General features: G+C 63.2%; 12 protein-coding genes. 2 read left to right on the top strand and 10 right to left on the bottom strand.

Translation table 11 applies throughout. The annotated features are described in order from the left end of the window. Window positions 1–89 precede the first annotated feature (89 nt). The 6 genes from fmdA to urtA form a co-directional block, all read right to left on the bottom strand. On the bottom strand, window positions 90–1322 hold the full coding sequence (fmdA, locus tag KHO30_RS33385) for a formamidase (protein ID WP_211703476.1): 1233 nt from the start codon (window positions 1320–1322) through the stop codon (window positions 90–92). Between the two features lie 36 nt (window positions 1323–1358). Next, entirely contained in the window at window positions 1359–2048 is a 690-nt protein-coding gene (gene urtE / locus KHO30_RS33390) for an urea ABC transporter ATP-binding subunit UrtE (RefSeq protein ID WP_211703477.1), read from the bottom strand. Between the two features lie 34 nt (window positions 2049–2082). Continuing rightward, entirely contained in the window at window positions 2083–2826 is a 744-nt protein-coding gene (gene urtD, locus KHO30_RS33395; RefSeq protein WP_093638417.1) for an urea ABC transporter ATP-binding protein UrtD, read from the bottom strand. After that, window positions 2823–3986, bottom strand: coding sequence for an urea ABC transporter permease subunit UrtC (gene urtC, locus KHO30_RS33400; protein WP_093638414.1), 1164 nt, complete (start codon window positions 3984–3986; stop codon window positions 2823–2825). Before urtC ends, urtD begins: the two co-directional genes overlap by 4 nt. 60 nt (window positions 3987–4046) lie before the next feature. After that, window positions 4047–4964 (bottom strand): urea ABC transporter permease subunit UrtB, encoded by a 918-nt coding sequence (gene urtB, locus KHO30_RS33405; RefSeq protein ID WP_054036485.1) that lies wholly within the window; start codon window positions 4962–4964, stop codon window positions 4047–4049. A gap of 70 nt (window positions 4965–5034) precedes the next feature. After that, window positions 5035–6300: an urea ABC transporter substrate-binding protein gene (gene urtA / locus KHO30_RS33410; protein ID WP_211703478.1), complete on the bottom strand. Its 1266-nt coding sequence runs from the start codon at window positions 6298–6300 to the stop codon at window positions 5035–5037. Window positions 6301–6574: 274 nt separating this feature from the next. Between urtA and KHO30_RS33415 the strand changes: the two genes are divergently transcribed. Both KHO30_RS33415 and KHO30_RS33420 read left to right on the top strand, forming a co-directional pair. After that, window positions 6575–10039: an ATP-binding protein gene (locus KHO30_RS33415; RefSeq protein WP_408412689.1), complete on the top strand. Its 3465-nt coding sequence runs from the start codon at window positions 6575–6577 to the stop codon at window positions 10037–10039. Continuing rightward, on the top strand, window positions 10032–11078 hold the full coding sequence (locus tag KHO30_RS33420) for a response regulator transcription factor (protein ID WP_093638407.1): 1047 nt from the start codon (window positions 10032–10034) through the stop codon (window positions 11076–11078). Before KHO30_RS33415 ends, KHO30_RS33420 begins: the two co-directional genes overlap by 8 nt. A 34-nt stretch (window positions 11079–11112) precedes the next feature. Here KHO30_RS33420 and zwf read toward each other — a convergent pair whose 3' ends face one another. From zwf to KHO30_RS33440, 4 genes are all read right to left on the bottom strand, one after another. Then, window positions 11113–12600: a glucose-6-phosphate dehydrogenase gene (gene zwf / locus KHO30_RS33425; protein WP_093638403.1), complete on the bottom strand. Its 1488-nt coding sequence runs from the start codon at window positions 12598–12600 to the stop codon at window positions 11113–11115. A gap of 203 nt (window positions 12601–12803) precedes the next feature. Beyond that, window positions 12804–13757: a bifunctional Delta(1)-pyrroline-2-carboxylate/Delta(1)-piperideine-2-carboxylate reductase gene (lhpI, locus tag KHO30_RS33430; RefSeq protein ID WP_211703479.1), complete on the bottom strand. Its 954-nt coding sequence runs from the start codon at window positions 13755–13757 to the stop codon at window positions 12804–12806. A gap of 74 nt (window positions 13758–13831) precedes the next feature. Continuing rightward, window positions 13832–14935, bottom strand: a complete 1104-nt coding sequence (locus KHO30_RS33435) for a potassium channel family protein (protein WP_211703480.1) — start codon at window positions 14933–14935, stop codon at window positions 13832–13834. Between the two features lie 153 nt (window positions 14936–15088). Then, window positions 15089–15346, bottom strand: coding sequence for a hypothetical protein (locus tag KHO30_RS33440; protein WP_093638393.1), 258 nt, complete (start codon window positions 15344–15346; stop codon window positions 15089–15091). Window positions 15347–15431: the final 85 nt, after the last annotated feature.

Raw genomic sequence — 15431 nt, forward strand, 5'->3', positions numbered from 1 at the left:
ATTTACATCGCCCGCATGTCGGATGGCCGCCGTACTGGTTGCGCGGCGGCCTCGGCACGCGCTATCGCGCCCGCTCGATAAGACACGCGTCAGACCAGATCCGGCGACAGCGGCAGATCCACCCCACCCGCAATGTGCCTGACCGGCCCGGCCGAACTCGGCCGGATATCGAAGTCGAAGATCTGCGTGGGCAACCACAGCGTGGCGCACGCATTCGGCACATCGACCACGCCGCTGATATGCCCTTGTACAGGCGCAGTACCAAGAATCGAATAGGCCTGCGCGCGTGAATAGCCGAACTTCGTCAGATATTCAATCGCGTTCAGGCAAGCCTGCCGGTATGCGATATGCACGTCCAGGTAGTGCTGTTTGCCCTGCTCATCGACCGAGATACCTTCAAAAATCAGGTAGTCGTTGTAGTTCGGTGTGATCGGGCTCGGTTTGAAGATCGGATTCCTGATGCCGTACTTCGCCATGCCGCCCTTGATCAGCTCGACTTTCATATGCACCCAGCCGGCCATTTCGATCGCGCCGCAGAAAGTGATTTCGCCGTCGCCCTGACTGAAGTGCAGGTCGCCGACCGATAGGCCCGCGCCGTCGACATACACAGGGAAATACACCTTCGAGCCTCGCGACAAATCCTTGATGTCGCAATTGCCGCCATGCTCACGCGGCGGCACGGTGCGCGCCCCTTCGGCAGCAGCTTTGGCGTGATCGTCGCCGGCGAGTCGGCCCATGTGCGCCGTCGCCGCGAACGGCGGATTGGCGAGGCCGGGCACGCGTTGCGGGTCCGTGGCGATCAGCGCCGCCTCACGTTCATTCCACGTCGCCAGCATCTTCGGATCGGGCAGGCACCCGATCAGCCCCGGGTGAATCAGCCCCGCGAAGTTCACGCCGGGAATATGCCGCGAACTGGTGTAGAGGCCATGAAAGTCCCAGATCGACTTTTGCGCCTGCGGGAAATGGTCGGTCAGGAAGCCGCCGCCGTTCTTCTTCGAGAAGAAGCCGTTGAAACCCCACTGGCTTTCCTGCTTGGCGCCGATATCGAGCAGATCGACCACCAGCAGATCGCCCGGCTCCGCGCCCTTGACGCCGACCGGTCCCGACAGAAAGTGCACGATCGACAGGTCGATATCGCGCACGTCGTCAGCGCTATCGTTGTTCTTGATGAAACCGCCGGTCCAATCGTAGGTTTCGAGAATGAAATCGTCGCCGGGGTTGACCCAGCAGGCCATCGGGATGTCCGGGTGCCAGCGGTTGTGGACGTTTTCGTTGTCGTAGGCCGACTGTTTCAGGTCGACCTTGATTAGCGTTTCAGCCATTGCAAACCCTCCTCCAGGAAATGACAGACAGTCGGCTCACACCGACAGGTATTCGCGAATCTTTGCGGAGTCGACGGCGCTGCGCGGACTCTCGTGCACGAGCCGGCCGCCTTCGATGACGAACAGCCGATCCGCGACGTCGAGCGCAAAACTCAGCACCTGCTCCGATACGACGATCGTGATATCGCGCAGCTTGCGGATCTCGTTCAATGCTTTGGCAATGTCCTTGATGATCGACGGCTGGATGCCCTCGGTCGGCTCGTCAAGCAACAACACTTTGGGCTGGGTGACGAGTGCGCGGGCAATCGCCAGTTGTTGCTGCTGGCCGCCGGACAGGTTGCCGCCCTTGCGGGTGCGCATGTCGTAAAGCACTGGGAACAGTGCGTAGATCTCCTCGGGTACCGTCTTCGTGGGGGCATTCTCGAGACCGGTCTGGATATTCTCTTCGACACTCAGCGTGGCGAAAATCTGCCGGCCTTGCGGCACATAGGCGATGCCTTTGGCGACCCGTCGGAAACTCTCGTCACGCGACACCTCCTCACCGTCTACCTGCACCGAACCTGCCTTAAGCGGCAAAATGCCGATCAGCGACTTGAACAGCGTGGTCTTGCCCATGCCGTTGCGTCCCATGATCGCCACGGTTTCGTTGTGGGCGGCGTTGAAGCTGATGCCATGCAGCGCTTCACTCTGGCCGTAACTGACGAATACGTCGTCGACATTCAACATGCTGGGCTCCTCCGTGAACGACTCGATAGCCGGCTCAGTGGCCGAGATAAACGTCGATGACGCGCGGATCCGCCTGCACCTGTTCCATCGCCCCTTCGGCGAGAATCTTTCCCTGGTGCATCACGGTGACCTTGTGGGCGATCTGCGCGACAAACGCCATGTCATGCTCAATCACGATCATCGAGCGGTTCTGGCAGATCCGTTTGAGCAGCTCGGCCGTCACCTCGCGCTCGCGCACGCTCATGCCGGCAATCGGCTCGTCGAGCATCAGCAGCTCCGGCTCCTGCATCAGCAACATGCCGATCTCCAGCCACTGCTTCTGCCCGTGCGACAGCAGCCCGGCCTCGAGATCGAGCTGGTTTTCAAGGCCGATTTCACCGGCCACGCTGCGCACGCGATCGAGCACATCGCTGGTGCGCCGGAACGTCAGCGCGCCAAAGACGCCCCGCCCGCGCGGGAACGACACCTCGAGGTTCTGGAACACCGAGAGGTTTTCGTATATCGACGGCGTCTGGAACTTGCGGCCAATCCCTTTGCGCACGCGGCGAAACTCCGGCAGCCGCGTCATCTCCTCGTTGCGAAACTTGATGCTGCCTTCGCTCGCTCGCGTCTTGCCGCAGATCAGATCGAGCAGCGTCGTCTTGCCCGCGCCGTTCGGCCCGATCACCACGCGCAACTCCCCGCGATCGACATACAGGTTCAACGAATCGATGGCCTTGAAACCATCGAACGACACGCTCAGGCCTTCGACGGCCAGCACGAAATCGGTATTGCTCATGAAGCGCTCCTTGCGCCGAGGCGCGCGAGCCATGGTTTGACGTGGCTGTCGTAGAGACCCGCCAGCCCGTTCGGAAACGCCATCACGACGCCGATGAAGAGCGCGGCCATCAGGAACAGCCACAGGTTCGGGAAACTCTCCGAGAACCACGTCTTGCCGAGGTTGACGAGCACCGCGCCGTAGACCGCGCCCACCAGCGACATGCGCCCGCCCACCGCGGCGTAGATCACCATCTCGATGGACGGCACGATGCCCACGAACGACGGCGACATGAAACCGACCTGCAGCGTGAACATCGCCCCGCCGACCGCCGCGAGCACAGCGGCGATGCAAAACGCGAACACCTTGAACATGGCGACGTCGTAGCCGGAGAAGCGCACCCGGTCCTCCTTGTCGCGCATTGCGAGCAGCAAGGTGCCTAGCTTGCTGCGCTGGATCTGCCGGCAGCAGACAATGGCGACGAGCAGCAGCACCGCGTTGACGAAGTACAGGATCAGCTTTGCTCCATCGCCGCGAATATCCCAGCCGAGCAGCGTGCGCAGATCGGTGATGCCGTTCACGCCACCGGTATAGCCCTGTTGGCCGATGATCAGCACCGACAGGATCAACGCCACCGCCTGCGTGATGATCGCGAAGTAGACGCCACCCACGCGCCGCTTGAACATCGCGAAGCCGACCACGAACGCGAGCGCGCACGGCACGGCCAGTACCGCCGCCAGCGCAAACGGCAGCGAATGAAACGGCTTCCACCAGAACGGCAAGGCGGTCAACTGATTCCAGTCCATGAAGTCGGGAATGCCCGGCGTCGACTGGATCTTTGTGCTGATCGGGTCCGAAGCTTCGAGCTTCAGAAACATCGCCATGCAGTAGCCGCCGAGGCCGAAAAACACGCCCTGCCCGAGGCTCAGGACACCGCCGTAGCCCCACGCCATCACGAGCCCAACAGCGACGAACGCGTAGGTCAGATACTTGCCCATCAGGTTCAGGCGGAACACATCGAGCGCGAGTGGAAACACCACGAGAATCAGCAGCGCCAGCACGACGATGCTGCCGTAGCCATCGCCCGTCAGCCAGCGCTTCAGCGCATGCCGCAAGCCGGCGCGGCCCGCGGCGGGGTCCGGCGCGACGGACGCGCCGGCGGAAGGGTTCAGCTGGTCCATATTCGTTTCTCCGGGCTGAAGCGATTGAAAAGGCCGTTCAGTGACGCAGTCGATGAGTGCTCAGGCACGGCGCACCTTCGAAGCGAAGAGCCCTTGCGGCCGCAACATCAGCACAACGACGATGGTGAGCAGCGTCACCACACGAGCCGATGAGCCGGTCATGAAGAATTCGCTGATCGACTGCATCTGCGCGATGCCGAACGCGGACGCCACCGTGCCGAGCAAACTCGCCGCGCCGCCGAACGTCACCACCAGGAACGAATCGACGATGTAGAGCGACCCGCTGGTCGGTCCCGTCGAGCCGATCGCCGTGAACGCGGCGCCCGCCACGCCCGCGATCCCGCAGCCGATCGCGAAGGTCAACCGGTCAGTCTTGCGGGTATCGATGCCAGCCGCGTTCGCCATCTGCCGGTTCGCGACGGTGGCGCGCACGCGTAGTCCCCAGCGCGAGCGATACAGCGCCAGCAGTACGCCGCCGGTCATCAGCACCGCGAGGCTCATCACGAACAATCCATTGATCGGGATGTCGAGACCCGGCTTCGGCGACCATGAACCCATCAGCCAGTCCGGCAGCGTGGGGCTCACCTCCTTCGGGCCGAACACCGAGCGAAACACCTGTTGCATCCCGAGGCTCAGGCCCCAGGTCGCCAGCAACGTGTCGAGCGGACGCCGGTACAGGTGGCGGATCAGCGCCCACTCCGCCACCCAGCCTGCCGCGAACGCCAGCACGAAGGCCGCGCAGATCGCGATCGGAAAGTACACCGGCGCGTAGCCATGCCAATAGTTGTCGGCCAGTTGCGAGAACATGTAGATCGTGTACGCGCCAATCGTCATGAACTCGCCATGCGCCATGTTGATGACGCCCATCTGGCCGAAGATCACCGCCAGCCCCAGCCCCATCAGCAGCAGCACACTGAACAGGCTCAGGCCGGCAAAGCCCTGCATCAGCGTGACGTTAAGAATGTCTGAAGGCGACATGACTCTCTCCTCGAAATGATCCGCGCGCTCACGTGGCGGCAGCGCGTCTGATTCGCGGCTGATTCGCGTTTCACTGATAACCCTTGGGGAACGGGTTCGGCTCGATCAGATCGGGCGACTCGGCCACCACCTTGAACTGGCCGTCCGCCTGCGCCTGACCGATGCGCGTGCGGCTCCACAAGTGATGGTTTGCATGAACCTTCACGTAGCCTTCCGGCGCGCTCTTCAACTCGATGCCAGGCGATGCGGCGACGACCTTGTCGACGTCGAAGCTGCCGGCCTTTTCCACCGCCGCTTTCCACAGCCATGGCCCGAGATAGGCGGCCTGGGTGACGTCGCCGATCACCGACTTCGGTCCGTACTTGGCCTTGAACGCCGCGACGAATTTCTTGTTGTTGTCGTTGTCGAGCGATTCGAAATACTTCATCGCCGAATAGAAGCCCGCGACGTTTTCGCCGCCGATCCCAAGCACTTCGTCCTCGGTCACCGAGATGGTCAGCAGGAACTGCTTGTCCGCAGTGATGCCGGCCGCTTTCAGTTGCTTGTAGAACGCCACGTTGGAGCCGCCAACGATGATCGCGTAGATGCAATCGGGCTTGGCAATCTTGATCTTGTTGATCAACGAGTTGAAGTTAGTGGTGCCGAGCGGGTAATACTCTTCGCCGACTACCTTGCAACCGCTCAGATGCTGCTCGATATGCTTGCGCGCAATCTTGTTCGACGTGCGCGGCCAGATGTAGTCGGAGCCAATCAGGAAGAAGCTCTTCGCTTTCTTCGTCTGGTTCGCCCAGTTCAGCCCCCAGAGAATCTGCTGGGTCGCTTCCTGCCCGGTGTAGAACACGTTCTTCGATTGCTCGAGCCCTTCGTAGAAAGTCGGGTAGTACAAGAGGCCGTTATCGCGTTCGAAGATCGGCAACACGGCTTTGCGCGACGCCGACGTCCAGCAACCGAATACGGCCGCCACGTGATCGTTTTCGAGCAGCTTCTTCGACTTCTCCGCGAAGGTCGGCCAATCGGACGCGCCGTCTTCCTGAATGATCTTGATCTGACGGCCGAGAATGCCGCCTGCTGCGTTGATCTGCTCGATCGCGAGACGCTCTGCCTGAATCGAGCCGGTTTCGGAGATCGCCATCGTGCCGGTTGCCGAGTGCAACTGGCCGACTGTCACTTCCGTATCGGTCACCGCGAGGTGCGTGGTGTTGACCTTCGCGGTCGGATACTGCTGGGCCCGTGCGACACCGGAGATGGCGAGCGCGGGCGCGGCGGCGAGGCCCATCAAGAGTTTGCGGCGCAGCGCCGAAGGCATGCCAGACTCGTTCTGGTCGTCGTGTGACATCGAATTCTCCTTGTGGTCGTAGTCGGGCGACCCGCGCTGGGAACCGGCTGGCGGTGTCGACGGAACGAAAGGTAGGTAGCCAATTTGCGCGGCCCAATACGTCAGTTGACGTAGGGCGCGGTAAAAATCCGCTCCCTATAATCGCGTCGGCATGGCGCGCGAGCGGTGCCGACGCAGCGCCGCCCATGGCATGACGGTGTTGCGCCGGCTTCGAATGGAATGCAATTTGCATGGCCGCACCGTTAGCCTCGGAACCCGTCGACGACAAACCTCGATGCACCAAACAGAGTCACAGCCCCCGCGCCCCGCCGACCAGGCCACCCAAGCTGGGGCATCGCGCCCACCGTCCGGCGGCACGCAGCGCATCGTCAAGATTCGCCGCGACTACAACGCATGGGTCGGCGACGAAACGCTCGAGGATTACGCGCTGCGCTTCACGCCGCGTACATTCCGGCGCTGGTCGGAGTTCCGGGTCGCGAATACGGCGATTGGTGCGGTATCGTTCCTCGTGCTGGAAGCAATCGGCGGTGCGCTGGTGGTGAACTACGGCTTTACGAACGCGGTCTACGCGATCCTCGCCGTCTCGGTCCTGATCTTTTTGACCGGCATACCGATCAGCTACTACGCCGCGCGCAACGGCGTCGACATGGACCTGCTTACGCGCGGCGCCGGCTTCGGCTATCTGGGCTCCACGCTGACGTCGCTGATCTACGCGATCTTCACCTTTGTATTCTTCGCGCTCGAAGCGGCCATCATGTCGCTCGCGCTCGAGCTGTATCTGAAGGTCCCGCTATCGGTCGCCTACGTGATCAGCGCGCTCGTCATCATTCCGGTGGTGACCTTCGGCATCACCTTCATCAACCGCTTGCAGGGCTGGACCCAGCCTGTATGGCTCGTGCTGCTCGTCGTGCCCTACGCCGTCGTGCTGTGGCGTGAGCCGCACCTGCTCGCCGAATGGGTCACCTTCGGTGGTCTTTCGGCGGACGGCCGCGAATTCAACCTGGTCTCCTTCGGTGCCGGCTGCACGGTAGTGTTTTCTCTGATCGTGCAGATCGGCGAACAGGTCGACTATCTGCGCTTCCTGCCGCCGCGCACACGCGCAAATCGCGTGCGCTGGTGGGTCGCGCTGATCTCGGCCGGGCCTGGCTGGATCGTGCCTGGCGCTTTGAAAATGCTGGGTGGGGCGTTTCTTGCCTTCCTCGCAATCGAGCACGAAATCGACCCGGTGAAAGCCGTCGAGCCGACCCAGATGTATCTGGTCGCGTATCACTACGTGTTCCACTCGCCTGAAGGCGCACTCGCCGCGATGACGCTGCTGGTGATCGTCTCGCAACTGAAAATCAACGTCACCAACGCCTACGCCGGTTCGCTCGCGTGGTCGAACTTCTTCGCGCGGCTCACGCATAGCCACCCGGGGCGCGTGGTATGGCTGGTGTTCAATGTGCTGATCGCACTGCTGCTTGTCGAGATGGGCGTATTCGAGGCCATCAGCAAGGTGCTCGCACTCTATGCGAATGTGGCGATTGCCTGGATTGGCGCGGTGGTCGGCGACCTTGTGATCAACAAGCCGCTCGGTTATAGCCCGCGCGGCATTGAGTTCAAGCGGGCACACCTGTACGACATCAATCCCGTCGGGGTGGGTGCCATGGTGATCGCCTCGCTGATTGCCGCGCTGTCCCATGCGGGCGTCTTCGGCGCGATCGCTGAAGCATTAGCGTCCTTCATCGCGCTGCTGGTCGCCTTCGTCTGCTCGCCGTTGCTGGCGATCGCCACACGCGGGCGCTTCTATCTGGCGCGCGACGGTCGCGACCTCGAAGCGGGCGCGGTACTGCGCTGCGTGATCTGTGAAAACAGTTTCGAGCGCGAAGACATGGCGCACTGCCCGGCCTACGCCGGTTCGATCTGCTCGCTCTGCTGCTCACTCGACTCGCGCTGCAACGACTCCTGCAAACCTCACGCACGACTGCCGGCCCAGTTCGGCAAGTCAATGCATGCGCTGTTCCCGCGGCTCAGGCTCGGCGCCGCCGGCCTGCGGCTCGCGCAGTACGCCGGTCTGTTGATCGTCGTGCTCACGCTGCTTGGCGGCGTGCTCGCCGTGCAGTGGTATCAGAGCGTGCGAACCCTGCCCGATCTCGACGCCACGGTCCACGACGTCCTGCTTCAAGGCTATCTGAAGGCCTTTTTCGCACTCGCGCTGGTCGGCTGCATCGCCGCGTGGTGGCTGGTGCTCGCCAACGAGAACCGCAAGGTCACGCAGGAGGAATCGCAGCGGCAAGCGGAACTGCTGATGCAGGAAATCGAGGCACACCGCAAAACCGACGCCGCACTTCAGCAGGCGAGCGCCGCCGCCGAATCGGCCAACCGCGCGAAGAGCCGGTATGTGACGGGTCTGAGCCACGAATTGCGCACACCGCTCAACAGCATCCTCGGCTATGCGCAACTGCTGCTGCAAGGCACCGATGAACTGCCCCCCGCCCGCCGCAACGCAGTGGCAACGATCTATCGCAGCGGCGAGCATCTTTTGGCGCTCGTTGACGGCCTGCTCGACGTCGCCCGCATCGAGGCGGGCAAGCTGCAACTGAACGTGACGGAGATTTCGCTGCCGGATTTCGTCACGCAACTCTCGGCGATGCTCGAACCGCAGGCCACCGACAAAGGACTGCACTTCGATTTCCAGACTACCGGCCGCATTCCTGAAGTCGTACGCGTCGACGAAAAGCGGGTACGGCAGATTCTCATCAATCTGATCGGCAATGCGATTCGCTTTACGTCGAGCGGTTCGGTGAAGGTGCGCGCCGGCTATGCGTGGGAGACCCTCACCTTCGAGATCACCGACACGGGCCCCGGCATGCCGGCTGCCGAACTGGAGCGCCTGTTCCTGCCGTTCGAGCGCGGCGCGGCGGCACGCGAACACGACCACGGTGCCGGGCTCGGCCTGACGATCTGCCGCCTGCTCACGGAACTGATGGGCGGCAACCTGCAGGTGCAAAGCGAGGTGGGCAACGGCACCCGCTTTATTGTCAAGCTATTCGCACCGGAAGTGCGCGCGCCGCAATTGCTGGCAAGCGGCCCGCTCAACGTCAAGGGGTACGACGGACCGCGCCGCACGGTGCTGGTGGTCGACGATCTCACCGAGCAGCGCCGTATCGTCACGCATACGCTTGCGCCGCTGGGCTTCCTGGTAGTCGAAGCGGCCAGCGGACCGGAGGCGTTGCAATGGCTCGGTACGGGGTCGGCCGACCTCATCGTGATGGATGTGTCGATGCCGGACATGGACGGCTTCGAGGCGAGCCGCCTGATTCGCGACAACCAGTTGTCGGCGGCGCCGATCCTGATCCTGTCGGCTAACGCGTTCGCCGACGATCGCGACAAAGGGGCCGCGGCCGGTTGTGACGACTACCTCGCCAAACCGCTACACATTCCGCTCCTGCTCGACAAACTGGCTGCATTGCTGCAACTGCAGTGGATCGTCGAGTCAACTGACACAGCGCTGCCCGCTTCCGCCGTTTCGCTGACCGAAGTGCAGGCAAGCTTGCCCGCCACCCTGCGCGAGAAACTGCATGCGCAGCTTGAAATGGGCTACGTGCAGGGCTTCATCGAACAACTCGACGCAGCGGAGAGCGGCGCGCCGGAGTTGGCTACCCTGCTTGAACCGTTGCGCACGCTCGCGCGACGATTCCGGCTGACTGAACTCGCGCAGTTGCTCGCGCCTACCCAGCAGGTCAATCCCGATGCATGATGAATCGCTGCTCCTGCCCTCTGATATGCAACCGGAACTACCCGACGACAAGCCGGTTGTGCTGATTGTCGACGACACGCCCGACAACCTCGCGCTGCTGTCCGATACGCTGCAGGCGTCCGGCTACGCGGTGCTGGTTGCGCTCGACGGACAATCCGCCTTGCAACGCCTTGCGCGCATCACGCCGGATGCCGTGCTGCTCGACGCGCTGATGCCCGGCATGGATGGCTTCGAAACCTGCCGGCAGATCAAGGCCGATCCCCGCAACCGGCATCTGCCGGTGATCTTCATGACCGCGCTGACCGACAGCGAACATGTCGTGCAAGGCTTTCGGGTCGGAGGAATCGATTACGTGACCAAACCTGTGAAGCCGAGCGAGGTCAGCGCGCGCATTGCCGCGCATGTGCAGCGCTCGCGCCAGCAGCGTCAGGCGGACATGGTGCTCGAAATCGGCATGCGCGCGGCGCTGATTGCCGCCGCGAGCGGAGAAATCAGATGGCAGAGCGACCTTGCGCGGCAGCGGCTCGCGCGTTACGGATCGGGCGACGCGCAAACTGAGGAGAGGAATGGAAGCGCGGAGAGCAACGTGAAGGACAATCTGGTGGACGACGGCGCGCGGCTACCGGCCCCTCTTGCCGAAGCCGGCCCGCGTCTGCCGCCGGTGCTGAGTCAATGGCTGGCGCGCTGGATCGAAACGGGTTGCGACCTGCAAGCCGCCTTCGAGACGGCTGCAGACGGCGCACGCCGCGTCGCGCGGGTACTTGGCCGCGCGACGCGTGGCGACTGGGTGATCCTGCTCGAAGAATTCAACGACGCCGCGCACACCAGCGCGCTCGGCGCGCAATTCAACCTGACGGCCCGCGAAGCGGAAGTCCTGCTATGGGTTTCGCGCGGCAAGACCAATCGCGATATCGGAGACATCCTCGGCATGGCGCCGCGCACGGTCAACAAGCACCTCGAACATGTGTTCGGCAAGTTGCATGTGGAGACTCGCGCGGCGGCGGCGGCGATCGCCGCCAAGGCGAGCACGCGGTATTGAAGATCGCCGCCCTACGTCAAGCCGCGCAACCCGCTTACTGCGACTCTTCCGCCCACACGGCGTTTTCACGCGCCATCAGCGCCGTCGACGCAGCTGGTCCAAACGTGCCAGCCGTATAACCTCGCGGCTTGTCGCCCGACTTGGCCCAGCCTTCCAGAATCGGCTCGGCCCACGCCCATGCAGCTTCGAGTTCGTCGCGCCGCATGAAGTGCGTGAGACGTCCGCGAATCACGTCGATCAACAAACGCTCGTACGCTTCCGCGCGACGCTCGGTGAAAGCCTGCTGCAAGTCCAGGTTCAGATTCACCGGCAGCATATGCATGCCGCTGCCCGGTTCTTTCGCAAGCACCTGCAACTGGATCGACTCTTCGGGCTGCAACTGGATCACGAGCCGGTTGCCATAGTTGCGCCCGCTATTGCCGTTCGGAATGATCGAGAAAGGCAACTCGGAGAACTCGATGACGATCTCCGACACCTTCTTCTGCATCCGCTTGCCGGTGCGCAGGAAAAACGGCACATGGGCCCAGCGCCAGTTGTTGATATGCGCGCGCAACGCGACGAAAGTCTCGGCGCGGCTGCCGGCCGGCACGTTGTCTTCTTCCTGATAGCCCTTCACTGCTTCGCCGTCCACTGCGCCCGCGGTGTACTGGCCGCGCACTGTATCGCGCGCGATGTCCTCGGGCGTCATGGGGCGCAACGAGCGCAGCACCTTGAGCTTTTCATCGCGCACCGCATCCGGATCGAGCGACACCGGCGGCTCCATCGCAACGATGCACAGCAATTGCAGCAAGTGGTTCTGCACCATGTCGCGCAGCGCGCCGGTTTTGTCGTAGAAGCCCGCGCGGCTGCCTACACCGACCGTTTCCGCCACCGTGATCTGCACGCTCTTGATATACGGCGCCTGCCACAGCGGGCCGAAAATCGGATTGCCGAAGCGCAGCACCATCAGGTTCTGCACGGTTTCCTTGCCGAGGTAGTGGTCGATCCGGTAGATCTGCGCTTCGCTGAAATGCTTGCCGACCGCCGTGTTGATCTCCTGCGCGGACGCCAGATCGTGGCCCAGCGGTTTCTCGAGCACGACCCGCGAATTCTCGTCGACCAATCCCGCCGCCGAAAGGTTTTCGCAAATATTCGTGAACAGATCCGGCGAGGTCGCGAGATAGAACACGCGCCGCACACCTTCGCGCGACACTTCCTTCAGACGCTGGTAGTCCTCGACCGAATCGACGTCCATGCGCACGTACTCGAACAGCGCCATGAATTTGTCCCAGGCGGCGGCATCGAACGCCTTCTTTTCGATGAAGGGCTTCGCCTTCGTTTCCATGAATTCGCTGATGTACTCCTCACGCGACCACGGCTTGCGGCCGATCGTGAGAATGCGGGTATCCGGCGGCAGATTGCAGTGCAGATGCGCCATGTAGAGCGCGGGCAGCAGCTTGCGGAACGACAGGTCGCCGGTGCCGCCGAAGATGATCATGTCGAGCGGCAGGTTGGGAGTGGCAGAAGCGTGTTGGGTCGTCATAGCGCGGTCGCAGCGTCGTGGTAGGCGTCAAGTCAACAGACAAAGGGCAAAAAAACGCCGGCGGACCGGCGCTTCTTTCTGGCAAACGCCTATGGTGCAACGTTTTGAGATTGTTTGCACGGCAACATGTGCCGCAGGTTGGCGCAAGATGCCAACCCGGAGCGCCGAACCGCAAGGCGCCGGGTGCTGCAAACGGTCCGCGATCAGCCGCCCGACAAGGCTTCGCGCGCCACGCGGCAGGCCGCCAGATCCCACGCCGCGCAACCGACACTTTTAAAAACAATCGGTTGTTTCGACGGCAACAAAGCAGTGTTGTCCACCACGGCGGCAATTCCGCCGACCTGCGCCCAATCGACTCCGGCCTGGATGAAATCGCCGGCTTCATGCCGCGCACCGGCTTCGTCGTCGACGAACAGCGCGCTGCCTGCGATCGTGCGCGCGCCGATCTCGACCATGGCCGGCGTGAACGCGCCGACGCCGATCACGAGCCGGTCCGCACGCGCGGCTTCGTCGTAGACGGCCTGGTCGCTGGTGGTCAGCGCGATCACCACGTCGATCGAATCGGGAACGGCCGCGTTGGGGTCGGCCAGCGGTTGCAGTTCGCGCGCCTTGCCACCACGTGCACCCTGCGCAGCGTGTGCGGCGGAAAACGCTTCGGCCCGCGCGGGCGAGCTGCCCTTCACCCACACGCGGGCCTCAGGAAAGAGTTCGCCGATCGCTTCCAGATGATTTACCGCCTGCGTGCCCGTGCCGATCAACAGGAATTCGCGCGGCGTTGCCGGCGCGAACGTGTGCACGCCGAGCATCGACATCGCCGCCGTGCGACGCCCTGTCACCGTCGGGCCGTCGAGGATGAAGAGCGTCTCGCCGGTATCGGCGTCGAAGGCCATCACCTGGCCGTGGATCGTCGGGATGCCGCGCGTCCGATTGCTCGCGCACACGTTGACCAGCTTGTGGATCGCAAGATCGGGCGCGGTGGCCGGCATCGATAGCATGATGCCGCCCTCGTTGAGCGGTACGACGAGCCGTTCGGGACTCGCAATGCGCTGCTGCGCGTAGTCGATGCTCGCACGCCTCAATGCGTCGACGAGCGGCGCGTAGGGGATCAGCCGCGCGGTGGCGGCGGCGTCGAAAATCTGCGTAGTCGGGCGGGTCATAAGCGGGCTTTTCCTGTTCAGGCGAGTTGATGCATTCGATTCAGCGCACCCGGTCGTGCGCGTTGCTGTGTCGGCTAGCGCGACGAGTCTGCTCGTGGCGGACGCGACGACTGGATCACCATGAGCAGATCATCTGCTTCGATCGGGCACGGCTCGTCGTCGTAAAACGACAGCATGCGCCCCGCGCGAACCAGGCCGACCACCACTGCGCCCGGCAACGCATTGCTCCAGCGGCCGACTTCCTGCGCCGTCGCCGGACGCTCGATCAGATTGGCGCGGCCGCGCGCCGACAGCAGATCGTTGACGAACGGCACGATGTAGTCGCTGTCCACCGCGTCAGCGAGCAACAGGCCACCGATCTTGGTCGACGAAACGATCACGTCCGCGCCGGCCTGGCGCAACTGACGCTGGTAAGTTTGCTCCTGAATCCGCACGACGATCTTGGTGTCCGGCGCGACGCTGCGCACGGTCAGTGTGAGCAGGATCCCGACGGCGTCGTCGCTGACGGCAATGATCACCGCTTTGGCGATGCGCACCTGCGCCTGCTGCAACAGATCCTCACGCGAGGGATCGCCGAGCAGGCCCGCCACGCCCAGCGCCGTGGCCGCTTCGAGCGCGTCCTGCTGCGAATCGATGACGACGATCGAATCCGCGGCGAAACCGCTTTCCAGCAGCTCGCGCACCGCGACCGAACCGCTCAAGCCGTAGCCGCACACCACGACGTGATCGCGCAGTTGTTTTTGCAGGCGTTTCATGCGGAATTCCTCAATGACGCGTTGAATGACGAACTGATAGGCAGTGCCCAGAAACACGAACCAGATGACGATACGGATCGGCACGATGAAGAAGGCGTCGATGAGCCGCGCGCGGGCGGTGACCGGCACGATGTCGCCATAACCGACGGTGGCGACGGTGACCATCGTGAAGTACATCAGGTCGACGATGCCGAGTACCTTGCGGTTGGCGTCACGCAGACCGTCGCGGTCGAGATAGAGCACGGCGAAAGCGAGCACGCACAGGCCGAGCACGAGATAGATACGCTGCAGCAGCACGCGCTGCGGCGAGGCTGCGGGGCGTGTAAAGAGCGTGCGGGCGCGCGGCGCCTGCCAGGGCGTGCGGGCACGGCGCGGTAGACGAAAACGTGGCGGGCGTGACTGCGGGTGTGGCTGGTCAGGCACGCGGCTACTCCGGGAATCGGGAACAAGCGATTCTACGACGCCCGGCGCGCCGCGGGGCCGGATCGGGGGATCGCGGGCACGCAACTGCAATTGCAACTGCGGCGCAGGAATTAGCGTGATTCGCTGACAAGCAGCGGCGCGCCGCCGCTACGGTCACTGCGAAGCAGCGTTGGCTTTAGCGTCGTCTTTCTTGCCGCCCTTGAACATCGCGCGGCACGGCGGACTAAGTTCGTCGAGGTGCTGCTTCATGCAGGCGGTGATTTTTTCCTTGTTCGGAATGTCGGCGGCGCAGAAATGCATCGCGTCGCCGCGGCAGGCCTTGGACTGGTCGTCCTGGGAAGCTGCATGCACTGCGGTGACGGCGCCGAGCGCGACGAGGCTGGCGGCAAGCACGGCATAGGTTCGCTTCATGGCGGGCTCCGGTATCGCAAAAGTCGGTTGAAGCTCTTCAGCAGAAAACGGGCCCGATCATCGCGTTCGCCGTGCGTCTCGCCTG

It is taken from the genome of Paraburkholderia aspalathi (genome assembly GCF_905220735.1).
GTDB classification, from domain to species: Bacteria; Pseudomonadota; Gammaproteobacteria; order Burkholderiales; family Burkholderiaceae; genus Paraburkholderia; species Paraburkholderia aspalathi.